Source organism: Brachybacterium paraconglomeratum (genome assembly GCF_003994255.1).
GTDB lineage: Bacteria > Actinomycetota > Actinomycetes > Actinomycetales > Dermabacteraceae > Brachybacterium > Brachybacterium conglomeratum.
Genome location: NZ_ML133851.1, coordinates 284226 through 304465, shown reverse-complemented (window position 1 = coordinate 304465; position 20240 = coordinate 284226). Strand labels below are relative to the sequence as shown.

General features: G+C 71.2%; 17 protein-coding genes and 1 pseudogene. 14 read left to right on the top strand and 4 right to left on the bottom strand.

Translation table 11 applies throughout. The annotated features are described in order from the left end of the window. The first annotated feature begins 113 nt into the window (after positions 1–113). The 7 genes from DS079_RS01385 to DS079_RS01355 all read left to right on the top strand — a co-directional run bounded on the left by DS079_RS01385 (position 114) and on the right by DS079_RS01355 (position 8902). A complete protein-coding gene (locus tag DS079_RS01385; protein ID WP_126984514.1) occupies positions 114–1769 on the top strand; it encodes a peptide ABC transporter substrate-binding protein in 1656 nt (551 codons plus the stop codon). Between the two features lie 122 nt (positions 1770–1891). Further along, positions 1892–2821, top strand: coding sequence for an ABC transporter permease (locus DS079_RS01380; protein ID WP_126984513.1), 930 nt, complete (start codon positions 1892–1894; stop codon positions 2819–2821). Next, entirely contained in the window at positions 2811–3767 is a 957-nt protein-coding gene (locus DS079_RS01375) for an ABC transporter permease (protein WP_126984512.1), read from the top strand. Before DS079_RS01380 ends, DS079_RS01375 begins: the two co-directional genes overlap by 11 nt. After that, entirely contained in the window at positions 3764–5659 is a 1896-nt protein-coding gene (locus DS079_RS01370) for a dipeptide ABC transporter ATP-binding protein (RefSeq protein ID WP_126984511.1), read from the top strand. Before DS079_RS01375 ends, DS079_RS01370 begins: the two co-directional genes overlap by 4 nt. Before the next feature lie 289 nt (positions 5660–5948). Beyond that, on the top strand, positions 5949–7871 hold the full coding sequence (gene typA, locus DS079_RS01365; protein WP_126984510.1) for a translational GTPase TypA: 1923 nt from the start codon (positions 5949–5951) through the stop codon (positions 7869–7871). Between the two features lie 4 nt (positions 7872–7875). Beyond that, entirely contained in the window at positions 7876–8316 is a 441-nt protein-coding gene (locus DS079_RS01360) for a hypothetical protein (RefSeq protein ID WP_126984509.1), read from the top strand. A 4-nt stretch (positions 8317–8320) separates the two neighbouring features. Continuing rightward, positions 8321–8902, top strand: coding sequence for a CDP-alcohol phosphatidyltransferase family protein (locus DS079_RS01355; RefSeq protein ID WP_010551452.1), 582 nt, complete (start codon positions 8321–8323; stop codon positions 8900–8902). On the opposite strand, the gene DS079_RS01350 is transcribed toward DS079_RS01355, so the two are convergent. Then, positions 8841–9113 (bottom strand): putative acetyltransferase, encoded by a 273-nt coding sequence (locus tag DS079_RS01350; RefSeq protein WP_126984508.1) that lies wholly within the window; start codon positions 9111–9113, stop codon positions 8841–8843. The genes DS079_RS01355 and DS079_RS01350 overlap by 62 nt on opposite strands. Positions 9114–9269: 156 nt before the next feature. On the opposite strand from DS079_RS01350, the gene fdxA reads away from it, so the two are divergent. The 6 genes and pseudogenes from fdxA to pflA all read left to right on the top strand — a co-directional run bounded on the left by fdxA (position 9270) and on the right by pflA (position 15891). Next, positions 9270–9599 carry a ferredoxin gene (gene fdxA, locus DS079_RS01345; protein ID WP_010551454.1) on the top strand — a complete coding sequence of 110 codons (330 nt, stop codon included), beginning with the start codon at positions 9270–9272 and terminating at the stop codon, positions 9597–9599. Positions 9600–9602: 3 nt separating this feature from the next. Further along, the gene (gene dapC / locus DS079_RS01340) at positions 9603–10778 is read left to right on the top strand and encodes a succinyldiaminopimelate transaminase (protein ID WP_126984507.1); all 1176 of its coding nucleotides are present in this window, start codon (positions 9603–9605) and stop codon (positions 10776–10778) included. Between the two features lie 51 nt (positions 10779–10829). Beyond that, positions 10830–12185 (top strand): citrate synthase, encoded by a 1356-nt coding sequence (locus DS079_RS01335; protein ID WP_126984506.1) that lies wholly within the window; start codon positions 10830–10832, stop codon positions 12183–12185. Between the two features lie 301 nt (positions 12186–12486). Next, complete coding sequence (locus DS079_RS01330) at positions 12487–14601, top strand: pyruvate formate lyase family protein (protein WP_126984505.1); 2115 nt, start codon at positions 12487–12489, stop codon at positions 14599–14601. Positions 14602–14783: 182 nt separating this feature from the next. Next, positions 14784–14963: pseudogene (locus DS079_RS01325) on the top strand (glycine radical domain-containing protein); the annotation flags it as partial. A gap of 76 nt (positions 14964–15039) precedes the next feature. Beyond that, on the top strand, positions 15040–15891 hold the full coding sequence (gene pflA, locus DS079_RS01320; protein WP_126984504.1) for a pyruvate formate-lyase-activating protein: 852 nt from the start codon (positions 15040–15042) through the stop codon (positions 15889–15891). Positions 15892–15897: 6 nt separating this feature from the next. Here pflA and DS079_RS01315 read toward each other — a convergent pair whose 3' ends face one another. Together DS079_RS01315 and dapD are read right to left on the bottom strand one after the other, a co-directional pair. Continuing rightward, complete coding sequence (locus tag DS079_RS01315; RefSeq protein WP_126984503.1) at positions 15898–16845, bottom strand: hypothetical protein; 948 nt, start codon at positions 16843–16845, stop codon at positions 15898–15900. A 33-nt stretch (positions 16846–16878) separates the two neighbouring features. Further along, positions 16879–17862 (bottom strand): 2,3,4,5-tetrahydropyridine-2,6-dicarboxylate N-succinyltransferase, encoded by a 984-nt coding sequence (gene dapD / locus DS079_RS01310; RefSeq protein ID WP_126984502.1) that lies wholly within the window; start codon positions 17860–17862, stop codon positions 16879–16881. A gap of 128 nt (positions 17863–17990) precedes the next feature. On the opposite strand from dapD, the gene DS079_RS01305 reads away from it, so the two are divergent. Further along, positions 17991–19274 (top strand): MFS transporter, encoded by a 1284-nt coding sequence (locus DS079_RS01305; protein WP_126984501.1) that lies wholly within the window; start codon positions 17991–17993, stop codon positions 19272–19274. Between the two features lie 34 nt (positions 19275–19308). Here DS079_RS01305 and DS079_RS01300 read toward each other — a convergent pair whose 3' ends face one another. After that, positions 19309–20205: a hypothetical protein gene (locus DS079_RS01300; protein WP_241237509.1), complete on the bottom strand. Its 897-nt coding sequence runs from the start codon at positions 20203–20205 to the stop codon at positions 19309–19311. Positions 20206–20240 lie beyond the last annotated feature (35 nt).

Sequence of the window (20240 nt, the reverse complement as noted above, 5' to 3'; positions counted from 1 at the left end):
AGACCGAAGCGTTACCGACAGATGGAATGCAGTTGACATCGGAGGGTGCACACTAGGTGCCGTACCGCACAACGATGGTGCGGTGCACGACCACGAGCCATCCAGGAGAACCCATGGCCATCTCGCGCCGATCCATGATGCTGGGCACCGCCGCCGGAGGCGCGGCCGCCCTCACCCTCGCCGCCTGCGGCGGAGACGAAGGCGGCGCCGGTGCCGGCGGCAGCGATGCCGGCGGCGGCACCGGAGAGCCGATCTACGCGAACACCACCGAGCCCGAGAACCCCCTGCTGCCCGCCAACACCGGCGAGGTCGGCGGCGGCCGCATCATCACGATGATCTTCGCGGGCCTGGTCTACTACAAGGCCGACGGCAGCATCGAGAACGACATCGCCGAGTCGATCGAGTCCGAGGACAACCAGAACTGGACCATCAAGATCCGTTCGGGCCTCACCTACTCCGACGGCTCCACCCCGATCACCGCGCAGGACTTCGTCGACTCCTGGAACTACGGCGCGAACGCCGCCAACGCTCAGATCGGCCAGTACTTCTTCGAGCCCTTCGAGGGCTACGAGGAGCTCTCGGCCGAGGACGTCGCCCCCGACGCGACTCTCTCCGGCCTCGAGGTCGTCGACGAGACCACGTTCACCGCACGCCTGGTCACCCCTCAGTCGGACTTCCCGACCCGCCTGGGCTACTCGGCCTACATGCCGATGCCGCCCTCGGCCTTCGACGACATGGAGGCCTACGGCGAGGCGCCGCTGGCGAACGGCCCCTACAAGCTCGAGACCTGGACCCACGACCAGGAGCTGGTGCTGGTCCCCAACGAGTCCTACGACGGTCCCCGCACCCCGAAGAACTCCGGCATCACCTTCACGGTCTACCAGGACCCGGAGACGATGTACCTCGACCTGCAGTCGGACAACGTCGACGTCGTCGACCAGCTGCCCGGCTCGGCGCTCGCGACCTTCGAGAGCGACCTCGGCGAGCGGGCCGTCAACGCCCCCGGCGCCGTGTTCCAGTCGATCACCCTGCCCGGCTACGACCCGAACTTCGAGGGCGAGGCCGGAGCGATCCGTCGCAAGGCGCTCTCGCGCGCGATCGACCGCAAGTCGATCTGCGACAACCTCTTCTTCGGCACCCGCACCCCGGCCACGGACTTCGTCTCCCCGGTGATCCCCGGCGGCGGCGCGACCGACATCCCCGGCGCCGAGGTGCTCGAGTTCGACGAGGCCGAGGCGAAGAAGCTGTGGGAGGAGGCCGAGGCGATCACCCCGTTCAAGGGCCCGCTCACCCTCGCCTACAACGCCGACGGTCCGCACGCGGACTGGGTCGAGGCGGTCTGCAACTCGCTCGCGAACGTGCTCGGCATCGAGGCGAAGCCCACGCCGTTCCCCGCCTTCGGCGAGATGCGCGAGCAGATCCGCGCTCGTGACCTCCTGGGCACCTGGCGCTCCGGCTGGCAGGCGGACTACCCGTCGGCCTACAACTTCCTCGGCCCGCTCTACGGCTCCTCCGCGGCCGACGGCAACGGCTCCAACGACGGCGACTACAAGAACCCCGAGTTCGACCAGCTCCTGGCCGACGGCCTCGCCGCCGAGACCGAGGAGGACGCCATCAAGATCTGGAAGGAGGCGGAGGCCCTGCTCATGCGCGACCTCCCCGTCCTCCCGCTCTGGTACCAGAACACCATCGGCGGCTACTCGACGCTCGTCTCCGACGTGGAGTACGGCTGGGACACGGTGCCGCTGTACCACAACATCACCAAGTGATCTGCTGATCTCCTCGTGACAGCGGGAACCGGCTGCGTCCGGTTCCCGCTGTTCCACGCCCGGCCCCCGGCCGGGCCGTTCCACCGGGCCGCAAGGCCCCTCCTCCATCGAAAGGGAACGACGTGCTCTGGTACATCGGGCGGCGACTGCTGCAGATGATCCCCGTCTTCCTCGGCGCCACCCTGATCGTCTACCTGCTGGCGTTCTACACCTCCGGCGACCCGATCCTCACCCTGGCCGGTGACAAGCCGATCTCCCCGGCGGTCGAGCAGCGGCTGCGCGAGCAGTACAACCTCGACCAGCCCGTGCTGATCCAGTGGCTGCTCTATCTCAAGAGCGTGCTGACCTTCGACCTGGGCGTCGGCTTCAACGGCCGTCCCCTGTGGGACCAGATCGCCGCGGCCTTCCCGACCACGTTCCGCCTCGCGATCATCGCCGTGGTCGTCGAGACGGTCTTCGGCGTCGCCGCCGGCATGATCTCGGGCCTGCGCAAGGGCAAGCTGATCGACACCACGCTGCTGATGCTCTCGCTGCTGCTGATCGCCACGCCCACCTTTGTGCTGGGCTTCCTCGCGCAGTTCGTCTTCGGCCTGCAGCTGGGGATCGCCCCGATCAACGTGGGCCGCGACCCCTCCTGGCAGAACCTGATGCTGCCCGGCTTCGTGCTCGGCGGCGTCTCCTTCGCCTATGTGCTGCGCCTGACCCGCACCTCGATCGCGGAGACGGCGGGCGCCGACCACGTGCGCACCGCGACCGCGAAGGGCCTCTCCCGGGGCGGCGTGGTCTCCAAGCACGTCCTGCGCAACTCCCTGATCCCCGTGGTCACCTTCATCGGTGCGGACCTGGGCGCCCTGATGGGCGGCGCGATCGTCACCGAGCGCGTCTTCAACGTCCCGGGCATCGGCACGCTGCTGTTCAACTCGATCAACGCCGGCGAGGCCCCGATGATCGTGTCGCTGGTGACGCTGCTGGTGATCATCTTCCTGCTCTCCAACCTCGTCGTGGACCTGCTCTACGGCGTGCTCGACCCGAGGATCCGCTATGCGAAGTGATGCTCAGAACTCCCGCCGGCCCCGTACGGAGCACTGGGTCGCGCCGCTCGCGGAGACCCCGCTGCAGGAGGTCGACGCGGTCGACACGACCGGCACGCCGCGCTCGCTGTGGGCCGAAGCCGGGCGCAGCCTGGTCCGCAACCCCGTGTTCGTGATCTCCGCGCTGCTGATCCTGTTCGTGCTCTTCGTCGCCGCGTTCCCGCAGGTGTTCACCTCGCAGGACCCGGGCTTCGGCGATCTCGGCCGCGCCAACCAGCCGCCCGGTCCCGAGCACCCCTTCGGCACCTCCCGCCAGGGCTACGACATCATGGCCCGCACCTTCTGGGGCGCCCGCACCTCGGTGATCATCGGCTTCTTCGCCATGATCGGCTCGACCCTCATCGGTGGCACGATCGGCGCCCTCGCCGGCTACATCGGCGGCTGGTTCGACGAGGTCATCTCCCGCGTCACCGACATCTTCTTCGCGGTGCCGATGATCCTCGGCGCGATCGTGGTCGCGACCCGCGTGGGCGAGATGAGCATGTGGACCGTGATCGTGGTGCTGAGCATCTTCGGCTGGACCAACGTCGCCCGCATCATGCGCGGTGCCGTGATCTCCACCAAGAGCCAGGACTACGTCACCTCCTCGGTCGCGCTCGGTGCCGGGAGCGGGACGGTGCTGCTGAAGCACGTGATCCCCAACGCGATCGCCCCGGTGATCGTCACCGCGACCGTCAACCTCGGCGTGTTCATCGTCGCCGAGGCGACGCTGTCCTTCCTCGGTGTGGGCCTGCCCACCTCCGCCGTCTCCTGGGGCGGGGACATCTCCGACGCCCGCGACGCGCTGCGCACGCAGCCGTCCATGCTGTTCTACCCGTCCGTGGCGCTCGCGATCACCGTGCTGAGCTTCATCATGCTCGGCGACGCGGTGCGCGACGCGCTGGACCCGAAGGCGAGGAAGCGATGACCACGACCTCCGTGAACCCCACCCCGTCCGCCTCCCCGGCCGGCTCCGCGCAGCCGCTGCTGGAGATCAAGGACCTCGAGATCACGTTCACCACCTCGAACGGACCGGTCAAGGGCGTGCGCAGCGCGAATCTCGAGGTGTACCCCCGGGAGACCGTCGCGATCGTGGGCGAGTCCGGCTCGGGCAAGTCCACGACCGCCATGGCGATCGCGCACCTGCTGGCCGAGAACGGTTCCATCACCGGCGGACAGATCCTCTTCGAGGGCCGCGACATCACCCACGTCTCCGAGAAGGAGATCCGGGTGCTGCGCGGCGACCAGGTGGGCCTGGTCCCGCAGGACCCGATGAGCAACCTCAACCCGATGTGGAAGGTCGGCGCGCAGATCCGCGAGACCCTTGCGGCCAACGGCATCGCCAAGGGCGCCGAGGCGAGGAAGCGCACCGTCCAGCTGCTCGAGGAGGCGGGTCTCTCCGACGCGGAGCGCCGCGCCGAGCAGTTCCCGCACGAGTTCTCCGGCGGCATGAAGCAGCGCGCCCTGATCGCGATGGGCCTGGCCGCCCGGCCGAAGCTGCTGGTCGCGGACGAGCCGACCAGCGCCCTGGACGTCACCGTCCAGCAGCAGATCCTCGACCACCTCGACCACCTCACCGGTGAGCTCGGCGTGGCGGTGCTGCTGATCACCCACGACCTGGGTCTGGCCGCCGAGCGCGCCCGGCACCTGGTGGTGATGTACAAGGGTCAGGTCGTCGAGTCCGGTCCTGCGCTGCAGCTGCTGCAGGACCCGCAGCACCCGTACACCAAGCGGCTCATCAGCGCCGCGCCGTCGCTCGCCTCGCGGCGCCTGGTCTCCTCCTCCCAGCGGGCGGAGATCCGGGAGCAGGCGCAGGAGAACGCGCCGGTGCACGCCGAGGACCGCCTCACCTCCCCGGTGCCGGTGTCCGACACGATGGCGCCCGAATTCGGCTACGCCGAGCCGGACACCGACGCGGTGATCGAGGTGCAGAGCCTGACGAAGTCCTTCCCGATCCGCGGGAAGGTGCCGTGGAGGTCGACCCCGTTCCTCGCGGTCGACGACGTCTCCTTCGCGCTGCGCCGCGGCACCACCACGGCGATCGTGGGGGAGTCCGGCTCGGGCAAGTCCACCGTCGCCCAGATGGTGCTGAAGCTGCTCGAGCCCACCTCGGGCCGGGTGCTCTTCGAGGGGGAGGACGTGGCGGACCTGCGGGGCGGCCGGCTGAAGGCGCTGCGCCGTCGCGTGCAGCCGATCTTCCAGAACCCCTACGGCACCCTCGACCCGATGTACTCGATCTTCCGCACGATCGAGGAGCCGATGCGCCTGCACGGCATCGGGGATCCGAAGAGCCGCGAGGCGAAGGTCCGCGACCTGCTGGACAAGGTCGCGCTGCCCGCGGCGATGATGCGTCGCTATCCCAACGAGCTCTCGGGCGGCCAGCGCCAGCGCGTCGCGATCGCCCGCGCGCTCGCGCTGGACCCCGAGGTCGTGATCTGCGACGAGGCCGTCTCGGCGCTGGACGTGCTGGTCCAGGCCCAGGTGCTCGAGCTGCTCAACGATCTGCAGGCCGAGCTGGGGCTGAGCTACCTGTTCATCACCCACGACCTCGCCGTGGTGCGGCAGATCGCGGATCACACCCTCGTGATGGAGAAGGGGAAGGTCGTCGAGCAGGGCACCACCGACGACGTCTTCCACGCCCCGCAGCAGGACTACACCAAGCGCCTGCTCGCCGCGATCCCCGGCGGCTCCATCCCGCTGGCGGGCTCGGAGACGATCGACGTCGAGGCCCCGGAGGGCCTTGCCGACGAGACCGGCGGCGAGGGCGACGGTGGCCCGGACGACATCATCGATCCCTTCGCCCAGGCCGGGCACGTCTGAGCCGGTGACCGGGGGCCGATGACGTCGGACCGATGACAGGGGCGAGGCCCGCGCGGAGAGGATCCGTGCGGGCCTCGCCCTCGTCGATCCGAGAGGTGACGCCTCGCCTCGGCCCTCCCCGCCGCGCTCCTCGCCGGGAAGAGCGCGTCGAAGCTCTCATCCCCGCACCCGTCGCAGAACGCCACGGCCCGATAGACTCGGCGCGGCCCTGGAGCGGGTCGCACCCGCCGTGCGACCGGGCGCTGCTCGGTCCACGCCCCGCCGCGCTATCTGAATCGAGCACCTGCGTATGACCATCCAGCACCGCACCGACCTGCGAAACGTCGCCATCGTCGCCCACGTGGACCACGGCAAGACCACCCTGGTCGACGCCATGCTCACCCAGGGCGGAGCCTTCGGCGAGCGTGATAAGCACGACGAGCGGGCGATGGACTCCGGCGAGCTCGAGCGCGAGAAGGGCATCACGATCCTCGCCAAGAACACGGCGATCCGCTACGTCGGCCCCTCGGCCGCGGCGGTCGGCGAGCCCGACGGCATCACCATCAACGTCATCGACACCCCCGGCCACGCCGACTTCGGCGGCGAGGTCGAGCGCGGCCTGTCCATGGTCGACGGCGTCGTGCTCCTGGTTGACTCCTCGGAGGGCCCGCTGCCGCAGACCCGCTTCGTGCTGCGCAAGGCGCTCGCCGCGAAGCTGCCCGTGATCCTCGTGGTCAACAAGGTTGATCGTCCCGACGCCCGCATCGAGGAGGTCGTCGGCGAGGCCACCGACCTGCTGCTGGGCCTGGCCTCCGACCTCGCCGAGGAGATCGACGACATCGACCTCGACGCCGTCCTCGACGTCCCCGTCGTCTACGCCTCCGGCAAGGCCGGTCGCGCCTCCACCACCCAGCCCGCCGACGGCACCCTCCCCGAGGAGGAGACCGTCGAGGCGCTGTTCAAGACCATCCTCGAGTCGATCCCGGCCCCGAGCTACGACGACGAGGTGCCGCTGCAGGCCCACGTCACCAACCTCGACGCCTCCCCGTTCCTGGGCCGTCTCGCGCTGCTGCGCATCAAGAACGGCGAGCTCACCAGGGGCCAGCAGGTCGCCTGGTGCACCCAGGACGGCACCACGAAGACGGTGAAGATCACCGAGCTGCTGGAGACCAAGGGCCTCTCCCGCGAGCCGATGACCCGCGCCGCCCGCCCGGGCGACATCGTCGCCGTCGCCGGCATTCCGGAGATCATGATCGGCGAGACCCTCGCCGACGTGAACGACCCGCGCCCGTTGCCGCTGATCACCATCGACGACCCCGCGATCTCGATGACCATCGGCATCAACACCTCCCCGCTCGCGGGCAAGAACGGCAAGGGCCACAAGCTCACCGCCCGCCAGGTGAAGGACCGCCTGGACTCCGAGCTGGTCGGCAACGTGTCCCTGAAGGTGCTGCCCACCGAGCGCCCCGACGCCTGGGAGGTGCAGGGCCGCGGCGAGCTGGCCCTGTCGATCCTGGTCGAGCAGATGCGCCGCGAGGGCTTCGAGCTCACCGTCGGCAAGCCGAAGGTCCTCACCCGCGAGATCGACGGCAAGGTCCACGAGCCCGTCGAGCGGATGACCATCGACGTGCCCGACGAGTACCTCGGCACCGTCACCCAGCTGATGGCCTCGCGCAAGGGCCGCATGGAGACCATGAGCAACCACGGCTCGGGCTGGGTGCGCATGGAGTTCGTCGTCCCCTCCCGCGGCCTGATCGGCTTCCGCACCCGGTTCATGACCGAGACCCGCGGCAACGGCATCGCCTCCTCCTACGCCGACGGCCACGAGCCGTGGATGGGTGAGATCGAGTTCCGCGCGACCGGCTCGCTGGTCGCCGACCGCGCCGGGAACGTCACGCCCTTCGCGATGATCAACCTGCAGGAGCGCGGCTCCTTCTTCGTCGAGCCGACCTCGGAGGTGTACGCCGGCCAGATCGTGGGGGAGAACTCCCGCAACGAGGACATGGACGTGAACATCACCAAGGAGAAGAAGCTGACGAACATGCGCGCCGCGTCGTCGGACTCCTTCGCGAACCTGGTGCCGCCGCGGAAGCTGACCCTCGAGGAGTCCCTCGAGTTCACCGGCGAGGACGAGTGCGTCGAGGTGACCCCGGAGATCGTGCGCATCCGCAAGGTGATCCTGGACGCGACCGAGCGCCGTCGCGCCCAGTCCAAGGCGAAGTCCGGGAAGTGACGCGGTGACCAGCACGCAGCAGAGGCCGACGGCGGTCGACACGACCTCCCTCGCCGCCCGGCTCGGCCAGGCCGCGATGGCGATCGTGCTCGCGATCGTCTCGGTGCTGCTGCTGGTGACCACCCACCGGTTCGAGCTGACCGTGCTCGGCGTCGACCTCCCGGCCGGGCTCCTGCTCGGCGCCGTCTTCCAGGCCGTGGTGTGCCTGTTCCTGTGGTCTGCGACGGGGACCCGCTTCCCGCTCCTGGTGCTCGGCTCGCTGTGGGGCCTGCTGGCCGGTCCCTTCCTCGGCGAGGGGGCGGGAGGCGGCGTGCTCCTGCCCGCCGAGATCGCCGGGCAGGGGCAGTTCTCCGGCTGGATCGTCCAGGGCATCGGGATCCTGATCCCCTTCGCCCTCGCCCTGGTGATCACGGTCGCGGGACGCGGCCGGTCCCGGGCACGCTGAGACCATGAGCGCCGCCGATCGCCCCGACTGGGCGACGATCCCGAACCTCGTCACCCTCGTCCGTCTCGCGCTGCTGCTGCCGGTGTGCCTGCGCCTGGCGGACGGGCCGGACACCCTCGGCGTGGTGCTGCTGCTCGTCTGGGCCTCGACCGACTGGATCGACGGGATGCTCGCCCGCGCCCTGGACCAGACCAGCCGCACCGGCCAGATCATGGACCCGATCGCGGACCGTCTGGGCCTCGTCGCGATCGTGCTGACCCTGGCCCTCGCGGACCTGCTGCCCTGGGCGGCGCTCGCCGTGATCGTCGTCGTCGACGCGGCGATGGCCGTCCTCGCCACGCGCGCCGCGCTCGGCGGGCGGATCTCGGTCTCCTGGCTCGGCAAGATCCGCACCTTCGTGCTGATGGCCTCGGTGTTCCTGCTGGTCGCCGTCGCCGCGTGGGCGCCCTCGCTGGTGCCGGCCGCGCAGGCGCTGGTGTGGGTCGGGGCCGTGCTGCACGTCGGCTCCGGCGTGGACTACATCGTCAGGGCGCGGCGGGCCCCTGCCGCCGCACCGGCGGAGGCGGGACCTCCTTCGCGGCGATGACCAGGGCCCGCGGCACGCGCACTTCGCCGCGCCGCGTCATCACCCGCACCACCGCCTCGTCGACCAGCGTGATCGTGCCCAGCGCATCGGTCATCGACTCGCCGTGCGGGGAGCGCTCGCGGTCGATCGCATAGCGCAGCACCACCCGTCGCCCCTCCGCGAGGAAGGGCGCCCAACCGGCGCGGACCCGGTGACCCTCGTGCATCGTCATCCGGGCAGACTATCCCCGTGCCCGTCGGCCCGGCGCGGGGCCGCCGCAAGCAGGCTGTGCATCCTGTCACCTCCTGCTCCGGCACGTCCCGGCGACGCTCCCGGGCGGGGCCGGGATGAGATGATGGAGCGCGCCCCGGACGGAAGGAAGCCGCACATGACGTACGTCATCGCCCTGCCCTGCGTCGACGTGAAGGATCGTGCCTGCGTCGACGAGTGCCCCGTGGACTGCATCTACGAGGGCAATCGGATGCTGTACATCCAGCCCGACGAGTGCGTGGACTGCGGCGCGTGCGAGCCCGTCTGCCCCGTCGAGGCGATCTTCTACGAGGACGACACCCCCGACGAGTGGGCCGACTACTACAAGGCCAACGTCGAGTTCTTCGACGAGCTCGGCGCACCGGGCGGCGCCGCGAAGATGGGCGTGATCGACAAGGACCACCCCCTCGTCGAGGCCCTGCCCCCGCAAGAGAACCCCCTGGCCTGAGCCGTGGCGCCGACGCACTCCGCCACCCGCCCCGTCGCACGCGAGGGCCTCGCCGCGCGCTTGCCCGCCTTCCCCTGGGACACGATCGTGCCCGCCCGCGAGCGGGCCGCGCACCACTCCGACGGGCTCGTCGACCTCTCCGTCGGCACCCCCGTGGACCCGACGCCCGCCACCGTGCAGCAGGCGCTGGCCGACGCGGCCGACAGCCCCGGCTACCCGACCACGGTCGGCACCCCCGCCCTGCGCGAGGCGCTGGTGGACTTCGCCCGCCGCCACCGAGCGGCCCCCGCCGTGCTGGGCGTCGACGCGGTGCTGCCCACCGTCGGCTCGAAGGAGCTCGTCGCGCACCTGCCCTTCCAGCTGGGCCTCGGCGCGGGCGACGCGATCGCCTTCCCGCACATCGCCTATCCGACCTACGACATGGGCGCCCGCTTCGTCGGCGCGAGGCCGCTGCCGGTGGACATGGCACGCCTGGCCGCCGAGGGCGACGCCGCGCTGCCGGACCCGTCCGCCGCGAGCAGGATCCGGCTGCTGTGGCTGAACTCCCCCTCGAACCCGACCGGCGAGGTGCTGGCGGCCTCCCAGCTCGCCGCGCTGCTGGCCTGGGCGCGCGAGCGCGGGATCGTCGTCGCCTCCGACGAGTGCTACGCGCTGCTGCCCTGGACCGTGGACGAGGTCCCCTCGATCCTGGACCCGCAGGTGAACGGCGGCTCCCTCGAGGGCCTGCTGTGCGTGTACTCCCTGTCCAAGCAGTCCAACCTCGCCGGCTACCGCGCCGCCTTCGTCGCCGGGGACCCGTCGCTCGTGGCCGAGCTCGTCGCGGTGCGCAAGCAGGCCGGGATGATGCTGCCCGGGCCCGTCCAGGCGGCCTTCGCCGCAGCGCTCGCCGATGACGCGGCCCCCGCCGCGCAGCGGGAGGTCTACCGGGCCCGTCGCGCGCAGCTCGCCCCGGCGCTGGAGTCCGCGGGCGCGACGATCCACGGCTCGCAGGCCGGCCTGTACCTGTGGACCACCTTCGACGAGGACTCGATGAGCACGGTGGACCGCCTCGCAGACCTCGGTGTGCTGGTCGCACCAGGGATGTTCTATGGTGAGGGGGGAGCGCGGTTCGTGCGCGTCGCCCTCACCGCGACCGACGAGCGGATCGCCGCCGCCGCCCAGCGCCTCGAGCGCTCCTGACACCTCCGGCCCCGCGCCGGGACCGATCCGACCACGCACAACGGAGAGCCCATGGATCACGCCACGACGTCTGCCCACCTCACCCTCGGGGAGAAGTCCCTCGACCTTCCGGTCGTCCCTGCCGTGGAGGGCAACTCCGGCATCACGATCGGTCCGCTCCGCAAGGAGACCGGCCAGGTCACCTACGACCCCGGTTTCATGAACACCGCGAACGCGAAGTCCTCGATCACCTACATCGACGGCGACGAGGGCATCCTGCGCTACCGCGGCTACCCCATCGAGCAGCTCGCGGAGAAGTCCAGCTACCTCGAGGTCGCCTACCTCCTGATCAACGGCGAGCTGCCCACCAAGGGCCAGCTCGACAACTTCGAGGCCCAGGTCGAGCGCCGCACCCTGCTCGACGAGCGCTTCAAGCACCTCTTCGACGGCTACCCGCGCGACGCCCACCCGATGGCGGTGCTGCAGGCCGGGGTGTCGGGCCTGTCGACCTTCTACCAGGACTCCCTGGACCCCTTCGACGAGGAGCAGGTGCGGATCTCCTCCGTGCGCCTGCTGGCGAAGACGCCGACGATGGCCGCCTACGCGCACCGCATCGCGCAGGGCCACGCGCTGCTCTACCCCGACAACCGCCTCTCCCTCATCGAGAACTTCCTGCGCCTGACCTTCGGCTTCCCGGTCGAGGAGTTCATCGCGGACCCGGTGATCGTGCGCGCGATGGAGCAGCTGCTGATCCTCCACGCCGACCACGAGCAGAACTGCTCCACCTCCGCGGTGCGCCTGGTCGGCTCCGCGCAGGCGAACCTGTTCACCTCGATCTCCGCCGGCATCGGCGCCCTCTCCGGCCCCGCCCACGGCGGCGCGAACGCCGCCGTGATGGAGATGCTCGACGAGATCCAGGCCCGCGACATGGATCCCCGCGACTTCATGGAGAAGGTGAAGAACAAGGAGGACGGGATCCGCCTGATGGGCTTCGGCCACCGGGTGTACAAGAACTACGATCCCCGCGCCCGCATCGTCAAGAAGATCGCCGACGACGTCCTCGAGCGCCTCGGCGTGCAGGACGAGCGGCTCGAGCTCGCGATGAAGCTCGAGGAGATCGCGCTGAAGGACGACTACTTCGTCGAGCGCAAGCTCTACCCGAACGTCGACTTCTACACCGGCATCATCTACAAGGCCATCGGCTTCCCCACCGAGATGTTCACGGTGCTCTTCGCCATCGGCCGCCTGCCGGGCTGGATCGCCCAGTGGCAGGAGATGATCCACGACCCGGAGACGAAGATCGGCCGCCCGCGCCAGATCTACACCGGCGAGGCCGAGCGCCCGTACACCGCGATGCAGGACCGCACCGGCACCAGCGAGCTGCGCCTCGCGGAGCTGAAGGCGGAGATGGACAAGCAGCGCAGCTGAGCGCTCCGGCGGCCCGTCGGCACCGTCCTGAGGACCCGCGAGGGCCTGTGCGATCACCGATCGTGCGGGCCCTCCGTCATGCCCGGCGGGGTCGTGCCAGGCGGAGGCCCGCCGCGTCCCTCGGGACCGCTGTCGCACCCGGCAGGCCCTTCGTCCCGCCGGCGATGGACCGACGTCCTGCGGCTGGCCGGCTCCGATCGTGCGGGGACCTTGGACCCCGGTCAGGGGCCTCGGCGGTGCCTAGCGTGGAGTCATCACGAAGGGCCCGCTCCGCGGGCCCGCGCCGCGAACAGGAGCCGCCATGAGCACCGCCACCACCGACCGTCCCGCCGCCGCGACCGCCCCGGGCGACGCCTGGGCCGGGTTCGCCCCCGGCCCGTGGCAGGAGACGATCGACGTGCGCGACTTCATCCTGCGCAACTACACCCCCTACTCGGGCGACGCCTCCTTCCTCGCCGGCCCCACCGAGAAGACCCTCCGGCTCTGGGACCACCTCGAGCGCACCTACCTCTCGGAGGAGCGCAGGCGGCGCGTCTACGACGTCGACACCGAGACCCCCGCCGACATCGACGCCTTCCCCGCCGGGTACATCAGCGAGGACGACGACGTGATCGTCGGCCTCCAGACCGACGTGCCGCTCAAGCGCGCCATGATGCCCAGCGGCGGCTGGCGCATGGTCGAGACCGCGATCCGGGAGGCGGGCAAGGAGCCCGATCCGCGGATCAAGGAGATCTTCACCAAGCACCGCAAGACCCACAACGACGGCGTCTTCGACATCTACACCCCGCGGATCCGCGCCGCCCGCTCCAGCCACATCATCACCGGCCTGCCCGACGCCTACGGCCGCGGCCGCATCATCGGCGACTACCGCCGCCTCGCCCTCTACGGCGCGGACTTCCTGATCGCGGAGAAGAAGGCCGCGAAGGACGCCGTCGCGGGTCACGGCTTCTCCGAGCACTGGGCCCGTTACCGCGAGGAGCACGCCGAGCAGATCAAGGCGCTGCAGAAGCTCGTGCGGCTCGGCGAGATCTACGAGCTGGACCTGCGCCGCCCCGCGGCGACCGCCCAGGAGGCCGTGCAGTGGACCTACATGGCCTATCTCGCCTCGGTGAAGAGCCAGGACGGCGCCGCGATGTCCATCGGCCGCCTCTCGGGCTTCCTGGACGTGTACATCCAACGGGACCTCGCCGCCGGCACCCTCACCGAGTCCGAGGCGCAGGAGATCATCGACGCGCTCGTGATCAAGCTGCGGATCGTCCGCTTCCTGCGCACCGTCGACTACGACCAGATCTTCTCCGGCGACCCCTACTGGGCGACCTGGTCCGACGCCGGCTTCGCCGAGGACGGCCGCCCGCTGGTCACCAGGACCTCCTTCCGCCTGCTGCAGACCCTGCGGAACCTCGGCCCCGCCCCGGAGCCGAACATCACGATCTTCTGGGACCCGTCCCTTCCCGAGGGCTACAAGGAGTTCTGCTCCGCGATCTCGATCGAGACCTCCTCGATCCAGTACGAGTCCGACGCGCAGATCCGTGAGCGCTGGGGCGACGACGCCGCGATCGCCTGCTGCGTCTCCCCGATGCGGGTGGGCAAGCAGATGCAGTTCTTCGGTGCCCGCGTCAACGCCGGCAAGGCGCTGCTCTACGCGATCAACGGCGGCCGCGACGAGGTCACCGGGAAGCAGGTCACCGAGCCCGGGCTGCACACCCCGATCACGGGCGAGGGCCCGCTGGACTTCGACGAGGTCTGGCAGCGCTACGAGGAGATGCTCGACTGGGTGGTGGGCACCTACGTCGAGGCGCTGAACATCATCCACTACAGCCACGACCGCTACGCCTACGAATCGATCGAGATGGCGCTGCACGACAGCGAGATCGTGCGCACCATGGGCTGCGGCATCGCGGGCCTGTCGATCGTCGCGGACTCCCTCTCCGCGATCCGCTACGCGACGGTGGCCCCGGTGCGGGACGAGACGGGCCTGGTCGTCGACTACGTGACCGAGGGGGAGTTCCCCCGCTACGGGAACGACGACGACCGCGCCGACGACATCGCGGCGACGATCGTGCACACCGTGATGCAGAAGATCAAGGCGATCCCGATGTACCGCGACGCGATCCCGACCCAGTCGGTCCTGACGATCACCTCGAACGTCGTCTACGGAAAGGCGACCGGCTCCTTCCCCTCGGGACACCGGGCAGGCACCCCGTTCTCGCCGGGCGCGAACCCGGAGAACGGCGCCGACAGCCACGGCATGGTCGCCTCGATGCTCTCGGTCGGGAAGCTCGACTACGAGGACGCCCTGGACGGCATCTCGCTGACCAACACGATCACCCCGCAGGGGCTCGGCCGCACCAAAGACGAGCAGGTGACGAACCTGGTCGGCATCCTCGACGCCGGCTTCATGATCGACGACGAGTGAGCCCCGCACCGGCCGACCGACGCGCCCCATCGGCCGGCCGGCACCCGGCGGCCCCGCCGGACCAGCCCATCCACCCCCGAACCTGCACCGCACACCCCGAGGAGAACCCCATGACCACCCCCACCTTCGACCAGCGCCTCGCCTCCATGAAGGCCAGCCGGGCCGCGAACAACGCCGAGACCGGCCTGTTCCACGCCAACATCAACGTGCTGAACAAGGACACCCTCGTCGACGCGATGGAGAACCCGGAGGACTACCCGAACCTCACCGTGCGCGTCTCCGGCTACGCGGTGAACTTCGTCAAGCTCACCCGCGAGCAGCAGCTCGACGTCCTGGACCGCACCTTCCACCAGGGCGCCTGAGCGGCGCGCGGGCGCAGCCGGCGCACAGAGCACACAGAACAGACAGAGCACAGCGAGCACGGGGACGAGAGCGCAGATGACGCAGAGCATCGACCTGCTGGGCCGGCCCGTCGAGAACCGGCGGGCCGGCGCGGGGATCGACGGGATGGCCGAGGCGGAGCTGGACCGCAGCGGCCGCCTCGCCGCGATCCGGGAGGGCCGCCTCGCCTCTGTCCACTCCTGGGAGCTGGTCACCGCGGTCGACGGCCCCGGCACCCGGCTGACGATCTTCTTCGCGGGCTGCCCGCTGCGCTGCGTCTACTGCCACAACCCCGACACCATGGAGATGCGGCGCGGCCAGGACGTCGAGCTCGAGGAGATCGAACGGCTCCTGCGCCGCTACCGCCGCGTGTTCCGCGCGACCGGCGGCGGGATCACCCTCTCCGGCGGCGAGGTGCTCATGCAGCCCGCCTTCGCCCGCAACGTGCTGCGCGCCGCGAAGGAGCTCGGCATCCACACCGCGATCGACACCTCCGGGTATCTCGGCGCGGTCGCGAAGGACGAGCTCCTCGCCGACGTCGACCTCGTGCTGCTGGACGTCAAGAGCGGCGACGAGGCGAGCTACAAGCGCCTCACCGGCCGGGAGCTGCAGCCCACGATCGACTTCGGCGACCGCCTCGCCCGCGCCGGCATCGCGATCTGGATCCGCTTCGTGGTCGTGCCGGAGTGGACCGACGCGGCGGAGAACGTCGAGAAGGTCGCGGACATCGTCGAGCGCTGGCAGGACGTGGTCGAGCGCGTCGAGGTGCTGCCCTTCCACAACATGGGCCAGGACAAGTGGGACGTGCTCGGGATGGAGTACCGGCTGCGGGACGCGCAGCCGCCGTCCACGGAGGTCGTCGAACGGGTGCGAGAGCAGTTCCGCGCCCGCGGCCTCACCGTGCACTGAGCGGGTTCAGCGGCCGCTGACCAGCACGACCACCCGCTCGGGATCGCCGCCCTCGGCGCTGCCCCATGCCCCGGCCTCCTCGCCGTGGGCGGTGCGGTCCCAGACCCGGCCGCGGTAGCTGACCTGCACCACCCCGTCGTCGGCCGCACGGGCCACGGCCCAGTTCGCGAGCGACCAGCCCAGCGTCTCGTCGCCGCCCGGGTCGAGCACGAGCGCCGTCGCGCCGGCGCCCTCGGGCACTTGCGGGGCGGCCCCGGCGGCGGAGTCGAGCGAGGCGGTGATGCGCCCGGACTCCGTCGCGCGGGGGAACTGCCGCGCGAGCTCGCCGCGCAGCTGCTCGGGGGAGGCGGTCGCGCCGACCTCGTCGAGGGTGCACAGCAGGTTCGCGCCGGACTGGCCGGTCAGGGCCGAGGCGTACAGCCGACCCTCGGTCTCGTGGTCGCGATACGCCTCGGGATGCCCGGAGCGCTGCACCTGCTGGGCGATGTCGTTGATGTCGGCGCTGATGTAGTCGGGGTAGGTCTCGAGCACGTCGAAGAAGGCGTTGGAGGCGTAGACCGGGTCCATGATCTGCTCCTCGGTGCCCCAGCCCTGCGAGGGCCGCTGCTGGAACAGGCCCAGCGAGTCCCTATCGCCGTAGTCGATGTTCTGCAGCTGCGACTCCTGGTACGCGGTCGCCAGCGCGATCGACGCCGCCCGCGGCGGCATGCCCCGATCCACCGCCGTCGCGCTGATCAGCGCCGCGTTCGCGACCCGATCGGTGGTGTAGCGGTGGCTGGTGCCGAGCCCCGAGGCGACGCACGTGCCCTCGTGGGCGGGGGAGCCGTACCGCTCCAGGGCGAGATAGCTGCCGCCCGCGATCCCGCCGAAGACCAGCACCATGACCAGAGGGACCGCGAGGTGACGGCCGACGCGGCCGCGTGCGCGGCCGCGCGCACGGGAGCCTGCTGCCATCCTCGCGGTCCTCCGTCTCTCAGGTGCTGCGTCTCAGTTGCTGTGCAGGGCGGCGTTGAGCTCGACGGTCTGGCCCGCGCGGGCCACCGCCTGCACCGCACCGGTCAGCGAGTTGCGGCGGAAGAGCAGGTTCGGCACCCCGGAGAGCTCCCGCGCCTTGACCACGTGCGGGCCCTGGGCCTCGGCGCCGGGCTCGCCGAGCAGCTCGACCTTCGTGCCGGCGGTGACGTACAGCCCCGCCTCGACCACGCAGTCGTCGCCGAGGGCGATGCCGATCCCGGCCTCGGCGCCGACGAGGGAGCGCCGGCCGATGCTGACGCGCTCGGTGCCGCCGCCGGAGAGGGTGCCCATGGTGGAGGCGCCGCCGCCCACGTCGGAGCCGTCCCCGACCACGACGCCCTGGGAGATGCGGCCCTCGATCATCGAGGCGCCGAGGGTGCCGGCGTTGAAGTTCACGAAGCCCTCGTGCATGACGGTGGTGCCCTCGGCGAGGTGCGCGCCGAGCCGCACGCGATCCGCGTCGCCGATCCGCACGCCGGCGGGCAGCACGTAGTCGACCATGCGCGGGAACTTGTCCACCGAGAGGACCGTCGGGGTGCGGCCCGCCGCGAGCAGGCGCAGGCGCGTCTCCTCGAAGCCTGCGACCGCGCAGGGTCCCTCGGTGGTCCACACGACGTTGGTGAGCGACCCGAAGAGTCCCTCGAGGTTCAGGGAGTTCGGGCGGACCAGGCGGTGGGAGAGGAGATGGAGGCGCAGGTAGGCGTCGGCCGCATCGGCCGGGGCGGCCGTCAGGTCGATCGCGCGGACCACGACCTCCTGGGTGGTGCCGCGCACCTCGTCGGCCCGTGCGGCGGCGGCCAGCTGCGCGTGGAGGGGATGGCCGGCGGGGTCGGAGGGAGCCTCGCCGAGCTGCGGCGAGGGGTACCATGCATCGAGGACGGAACCGTCGGCCCCGAGTGTCGTGAGCGCGATGCCCCAGGCGGCGGTGACGGGAGACTCGGATATCGAGGATGTCATGGGCCGAGTCTACGAATCCTGACCCAGCTGGGGAGCACGCGCCCGCCCGGGCGCGGTGAAGAGCACACCGCGGGGCACGAGACGCCCCGAACGGGAGGGACCGCGATGTCCGGGGGAGCGGTGAGCGGATGACCGACGGCGACGACGCGCACGCGCCCCGCCATGCCCCGCTCCACCGCAACGGCGAGTACCTGCGGTGGCTGCTCGGCGACCTGCTGCTCGACATCGGCACCGGCATCGGCGCCTTCGCCTTCCCGCTGATCACCTTCATGGTCACCCAGTCCCTCGGCACGACGGGGCTGGTCGCCCTGGTGCAGGGACTCGGCGCGGTCGTCGGTCTCATCCCCGGCGGCCTGCTCGCCGACCGGATCGAGCGCCGCCGGCTGCGCCTGCTCGCCGGGATCACGGGCGCGGTCGTTCAGCTCGCACTGGTCGTGGTGCTGCTGGGCGGATGGGCCGGTCCTGTGCTGCTGGCCTCGCTCGCCTTCCTGGACCGTCTGCGGGAGACGGCGCTGGGCAGCGCCTCCAACGCCATGCTCAAGCAGATCGTGCCCGTGACGCAGCTGCCGCGGGCCGTGTCGGTGAACCAGGGCCGCGAGGCCGCGGTCGAGATGGCCTCCGGGCCCGTCGGCGGTGCGCTGCTGGGACTGTCGATCGTGTTCCCGCCGCTCGTGCACCTGCTGGGGAACGTCGGCTCGGTCCTCGCGACGCTGAGCATGCGCGGACGCTACCGGCCGAGGGCCGAGGGCTCCCCGCCCACGAAGGTGGTCGACGACCTCCGCGAGGCCCTCGCCTGGATCCGCACCCAGCCGATCCGGCTGCAGATGCTCGCCGTCTCCTCCGCCGTGAACCTCGGCGCGAACGGGCTGCTGTTCACGGTGATGCTGGACCTCGCGGACCAGGGGGTGTCCGCCTCCCGCATCGGCCTGCTGAACACGGCGCTGGCCGCCTCGATCCTGCTCGGCGCCTTCCTCGCCCCGCGCCTGGTCGACACGGTGGCGACGGGGGTGCTCGCGATCGCGCCCGTCGCCCTGATGACCCTGGTCGGCGTGCTGCTGCCCGTGGCGCCCTCGATGGTGTGGATCGCGCTGTGCTACACCGCGATCGGGATCGGCCTGCCCGCCTTCAACGCCTCCGGGCAGGGGTTCTTCACCCACATCACACCGGTGGCGATGCAGGGCCGGATCAGCTCGCTGATGCGCCTGGTGTCCCTCGGCGTGATGACCTTCGCGCCCGCGCTCGCCGGCTGGGGCCTCGAGGTCGCCGGCAGCACGACCACGCTGCTGCTCTTCGCCGCGGTGCTCGCGCTCGGCGTGGTGATCGGTCTGCTCGCTCGCGACCTGCGCCGCCTGCCCGTCTCCTCCCGCTGGGAGCGTCACGCCCGGGAGAGGGGCTACTCCGTCCCGGAATGAGGGGACGAGGTTGCCTCCCCGACCGCACCACGCCTCACACCGCCGGCGGCACCTCGTCCTGCGGCGCCGGTCCGATCCATTCGCTGGCACGGACCCGTCGCGCCCTCCGCTCGCGGCGCCGCCCGCCCAGGTACACCGCCGCGGTCGCGGCGACCAGGGCGATGACCCCGCCGATCAGCAGCGCCGGGGCCTGCTCGGTCGCGACGATCTCGGCGCGCAGCATGAGCGAGAGCAGCAGCACCGCGGCGCCGGCGACGATCGCGAGGACTCCCGCGCCGAGCAGGAGCGCCGGGCCCAGGGATCCGAGGACCACCGGCCCCGCGGACTCGCCCTGCAGCGGCCTGCGCAGCGGCAGCCCGCGCCCCAGCTGACCGGGACGGGAGACGGCCCAGTCCAGCAGCGTCCGGTCCCGGCGGCGCGTCGCGACCGCGCCGACGACCGCGGCGAGCACGAGGCACGCCAGCATCCCGCCGAGCAGCGGACCCGCCTCCGCGGCCAGGTGCCTGGAGAGATCCGCGGCGTCCAGGCTCCGCAGCACGGTGAGCACCACGCAGACGAGCGCGCCGAGCAGCAGCGCCCCCTCGAGGAGCCGCAGCGGGATCTGCCGTGCTCCTCGCTCCGCCTCGGCCGCGGCGCCGACCTCGTCCGCGACCGGGTCCGCGCCCTCCTCGAGCACCACGCGGCGCTCGTCGGCCAGGCGTTCGGCGAACTCCTCGACGGAGCCCGGGGCGCGCAGGGAGGGCGCATAGCGCTCGCGCTGGGCGGCGCTGAGCCAGGCGGTGAGCACGAGCGCATCCGCCGCGGCGCGTTCACGCGGCAGCAGATCTGCGTTGACCACCGCGCGCAGCCGCGCGGCCTGCCCGAAGAGGACCCCGGTGAGGGGTCCGGAGCTCGCGCGCGGCGGAAGGTGTCTCGGCGACGTCGACGACATGGGGACATCGTCCCAGACGGCGCGCACGGACCGAA

What these genes read in the sequence shown, in the direction of transcription:
- DS079_RS01385 (WP_126984514.1), top strand. Translation starts at nt 114, where the DNA reads ATGGCCATCTCGCGCCGATCCATGATGCTGGGCACCGCCGCCGGAGGC.
- DS079_RS01375 (WP_126984512.1), top strand. Translation starts at nt 2,811, where the DNA reads ATGCGAAGTGATGCTCAGAACTCCCGCCGGCCCCGTACGGAGCACTGG.
- DS079_RS01370 (WP_126984511.1), top strand. Translation starts at nt 3,764, where the DNA reads ATGACCACGACCTCCGTGAACCCCACCCCGTCCGCCTCCCCGGCCGGC.
- typA (WP_126984510.1), top strand. Translation starts at nt 5,949, where the DNA reads ATGACCATCCAGCACCGCACCGACCTGCGAAACGTCGCCATCGTCGCC.
- DS079_RS01355 (WP_010551452.1), top strand. Translation starts at nt 8,321, where the DNA reads ATGAGCGCCGCCGATCGCCCCGACTGGGCGACGATCCCGAACCTCGTC.
- DS079_RS01350 (WP_126984508.1), bottom strand. Translation starts at nt 9,113, where the DNA reads ATGACGATGCACGAGGGTCACCGGGTCCGCGCCGGTTGGGCGCCCTTC.
- fdxA (WP_010551454.1), top strand. Translation starts at nt 9,270, where the DNA reads ATGACGTACGTCATCGCCCTGCCCTGCGTCGACGTGAAGGATCGTGCC.
- DS079_RS01335 (WP_126984506.1), top strand. Translation starts at nt 10,830, where the DNA reads ATGGATCACGCCACGACGTCTGCCCACCTCACCCTCGGGGAGAAGTCC.
- DS079_RS01330 (WP_126984505.1), top strand. Translation starts at nt 12,487, where the DNA reads ATGAGCACCGCCACCACCGACCGTCCCGCCGCCGCGACCGCCCCGGGC.
- pflA (WP_126984504.1), top strand. Translation starts at nt 15,040, where the DNA reads ATGACGCAGAGCATCGACCTGCTGGGCCGGCCCGTCGAGAACCGGCGG.
- DS079_RS01315 (WP_126984503.1), bottom strand. Translation starts at nt 16,845, where the DNA reads ATGGCAGCAGGCTCCCGTGCGCGCGGCCGCGCACGCGGCCGCGTCGGC.
- dapD (WP_126984502.1), bottom strand. Translation starts at nt 17,862, where the DNA reads ATGACATCCTCGATATCCGAGTCTCCCGTCACCGCCGCCTGGGGCATC.
- DS079_RS01305 (WP_126984501.1), top strand. Translation starts at nt 17,991, where the DNA reads ATGACCGACGGCGACGACGCGCACGCGCCCCGCCATGCCCCGCTCCAC.
- DS079_RS01300 (WP_241237509.1), bottom strand. Translation starts at nt 20,205, where the DNA reads ATGTCGTCGACGTCGCCGAGACACCTTCCGCCGCGCGCGAGCTCCGGA.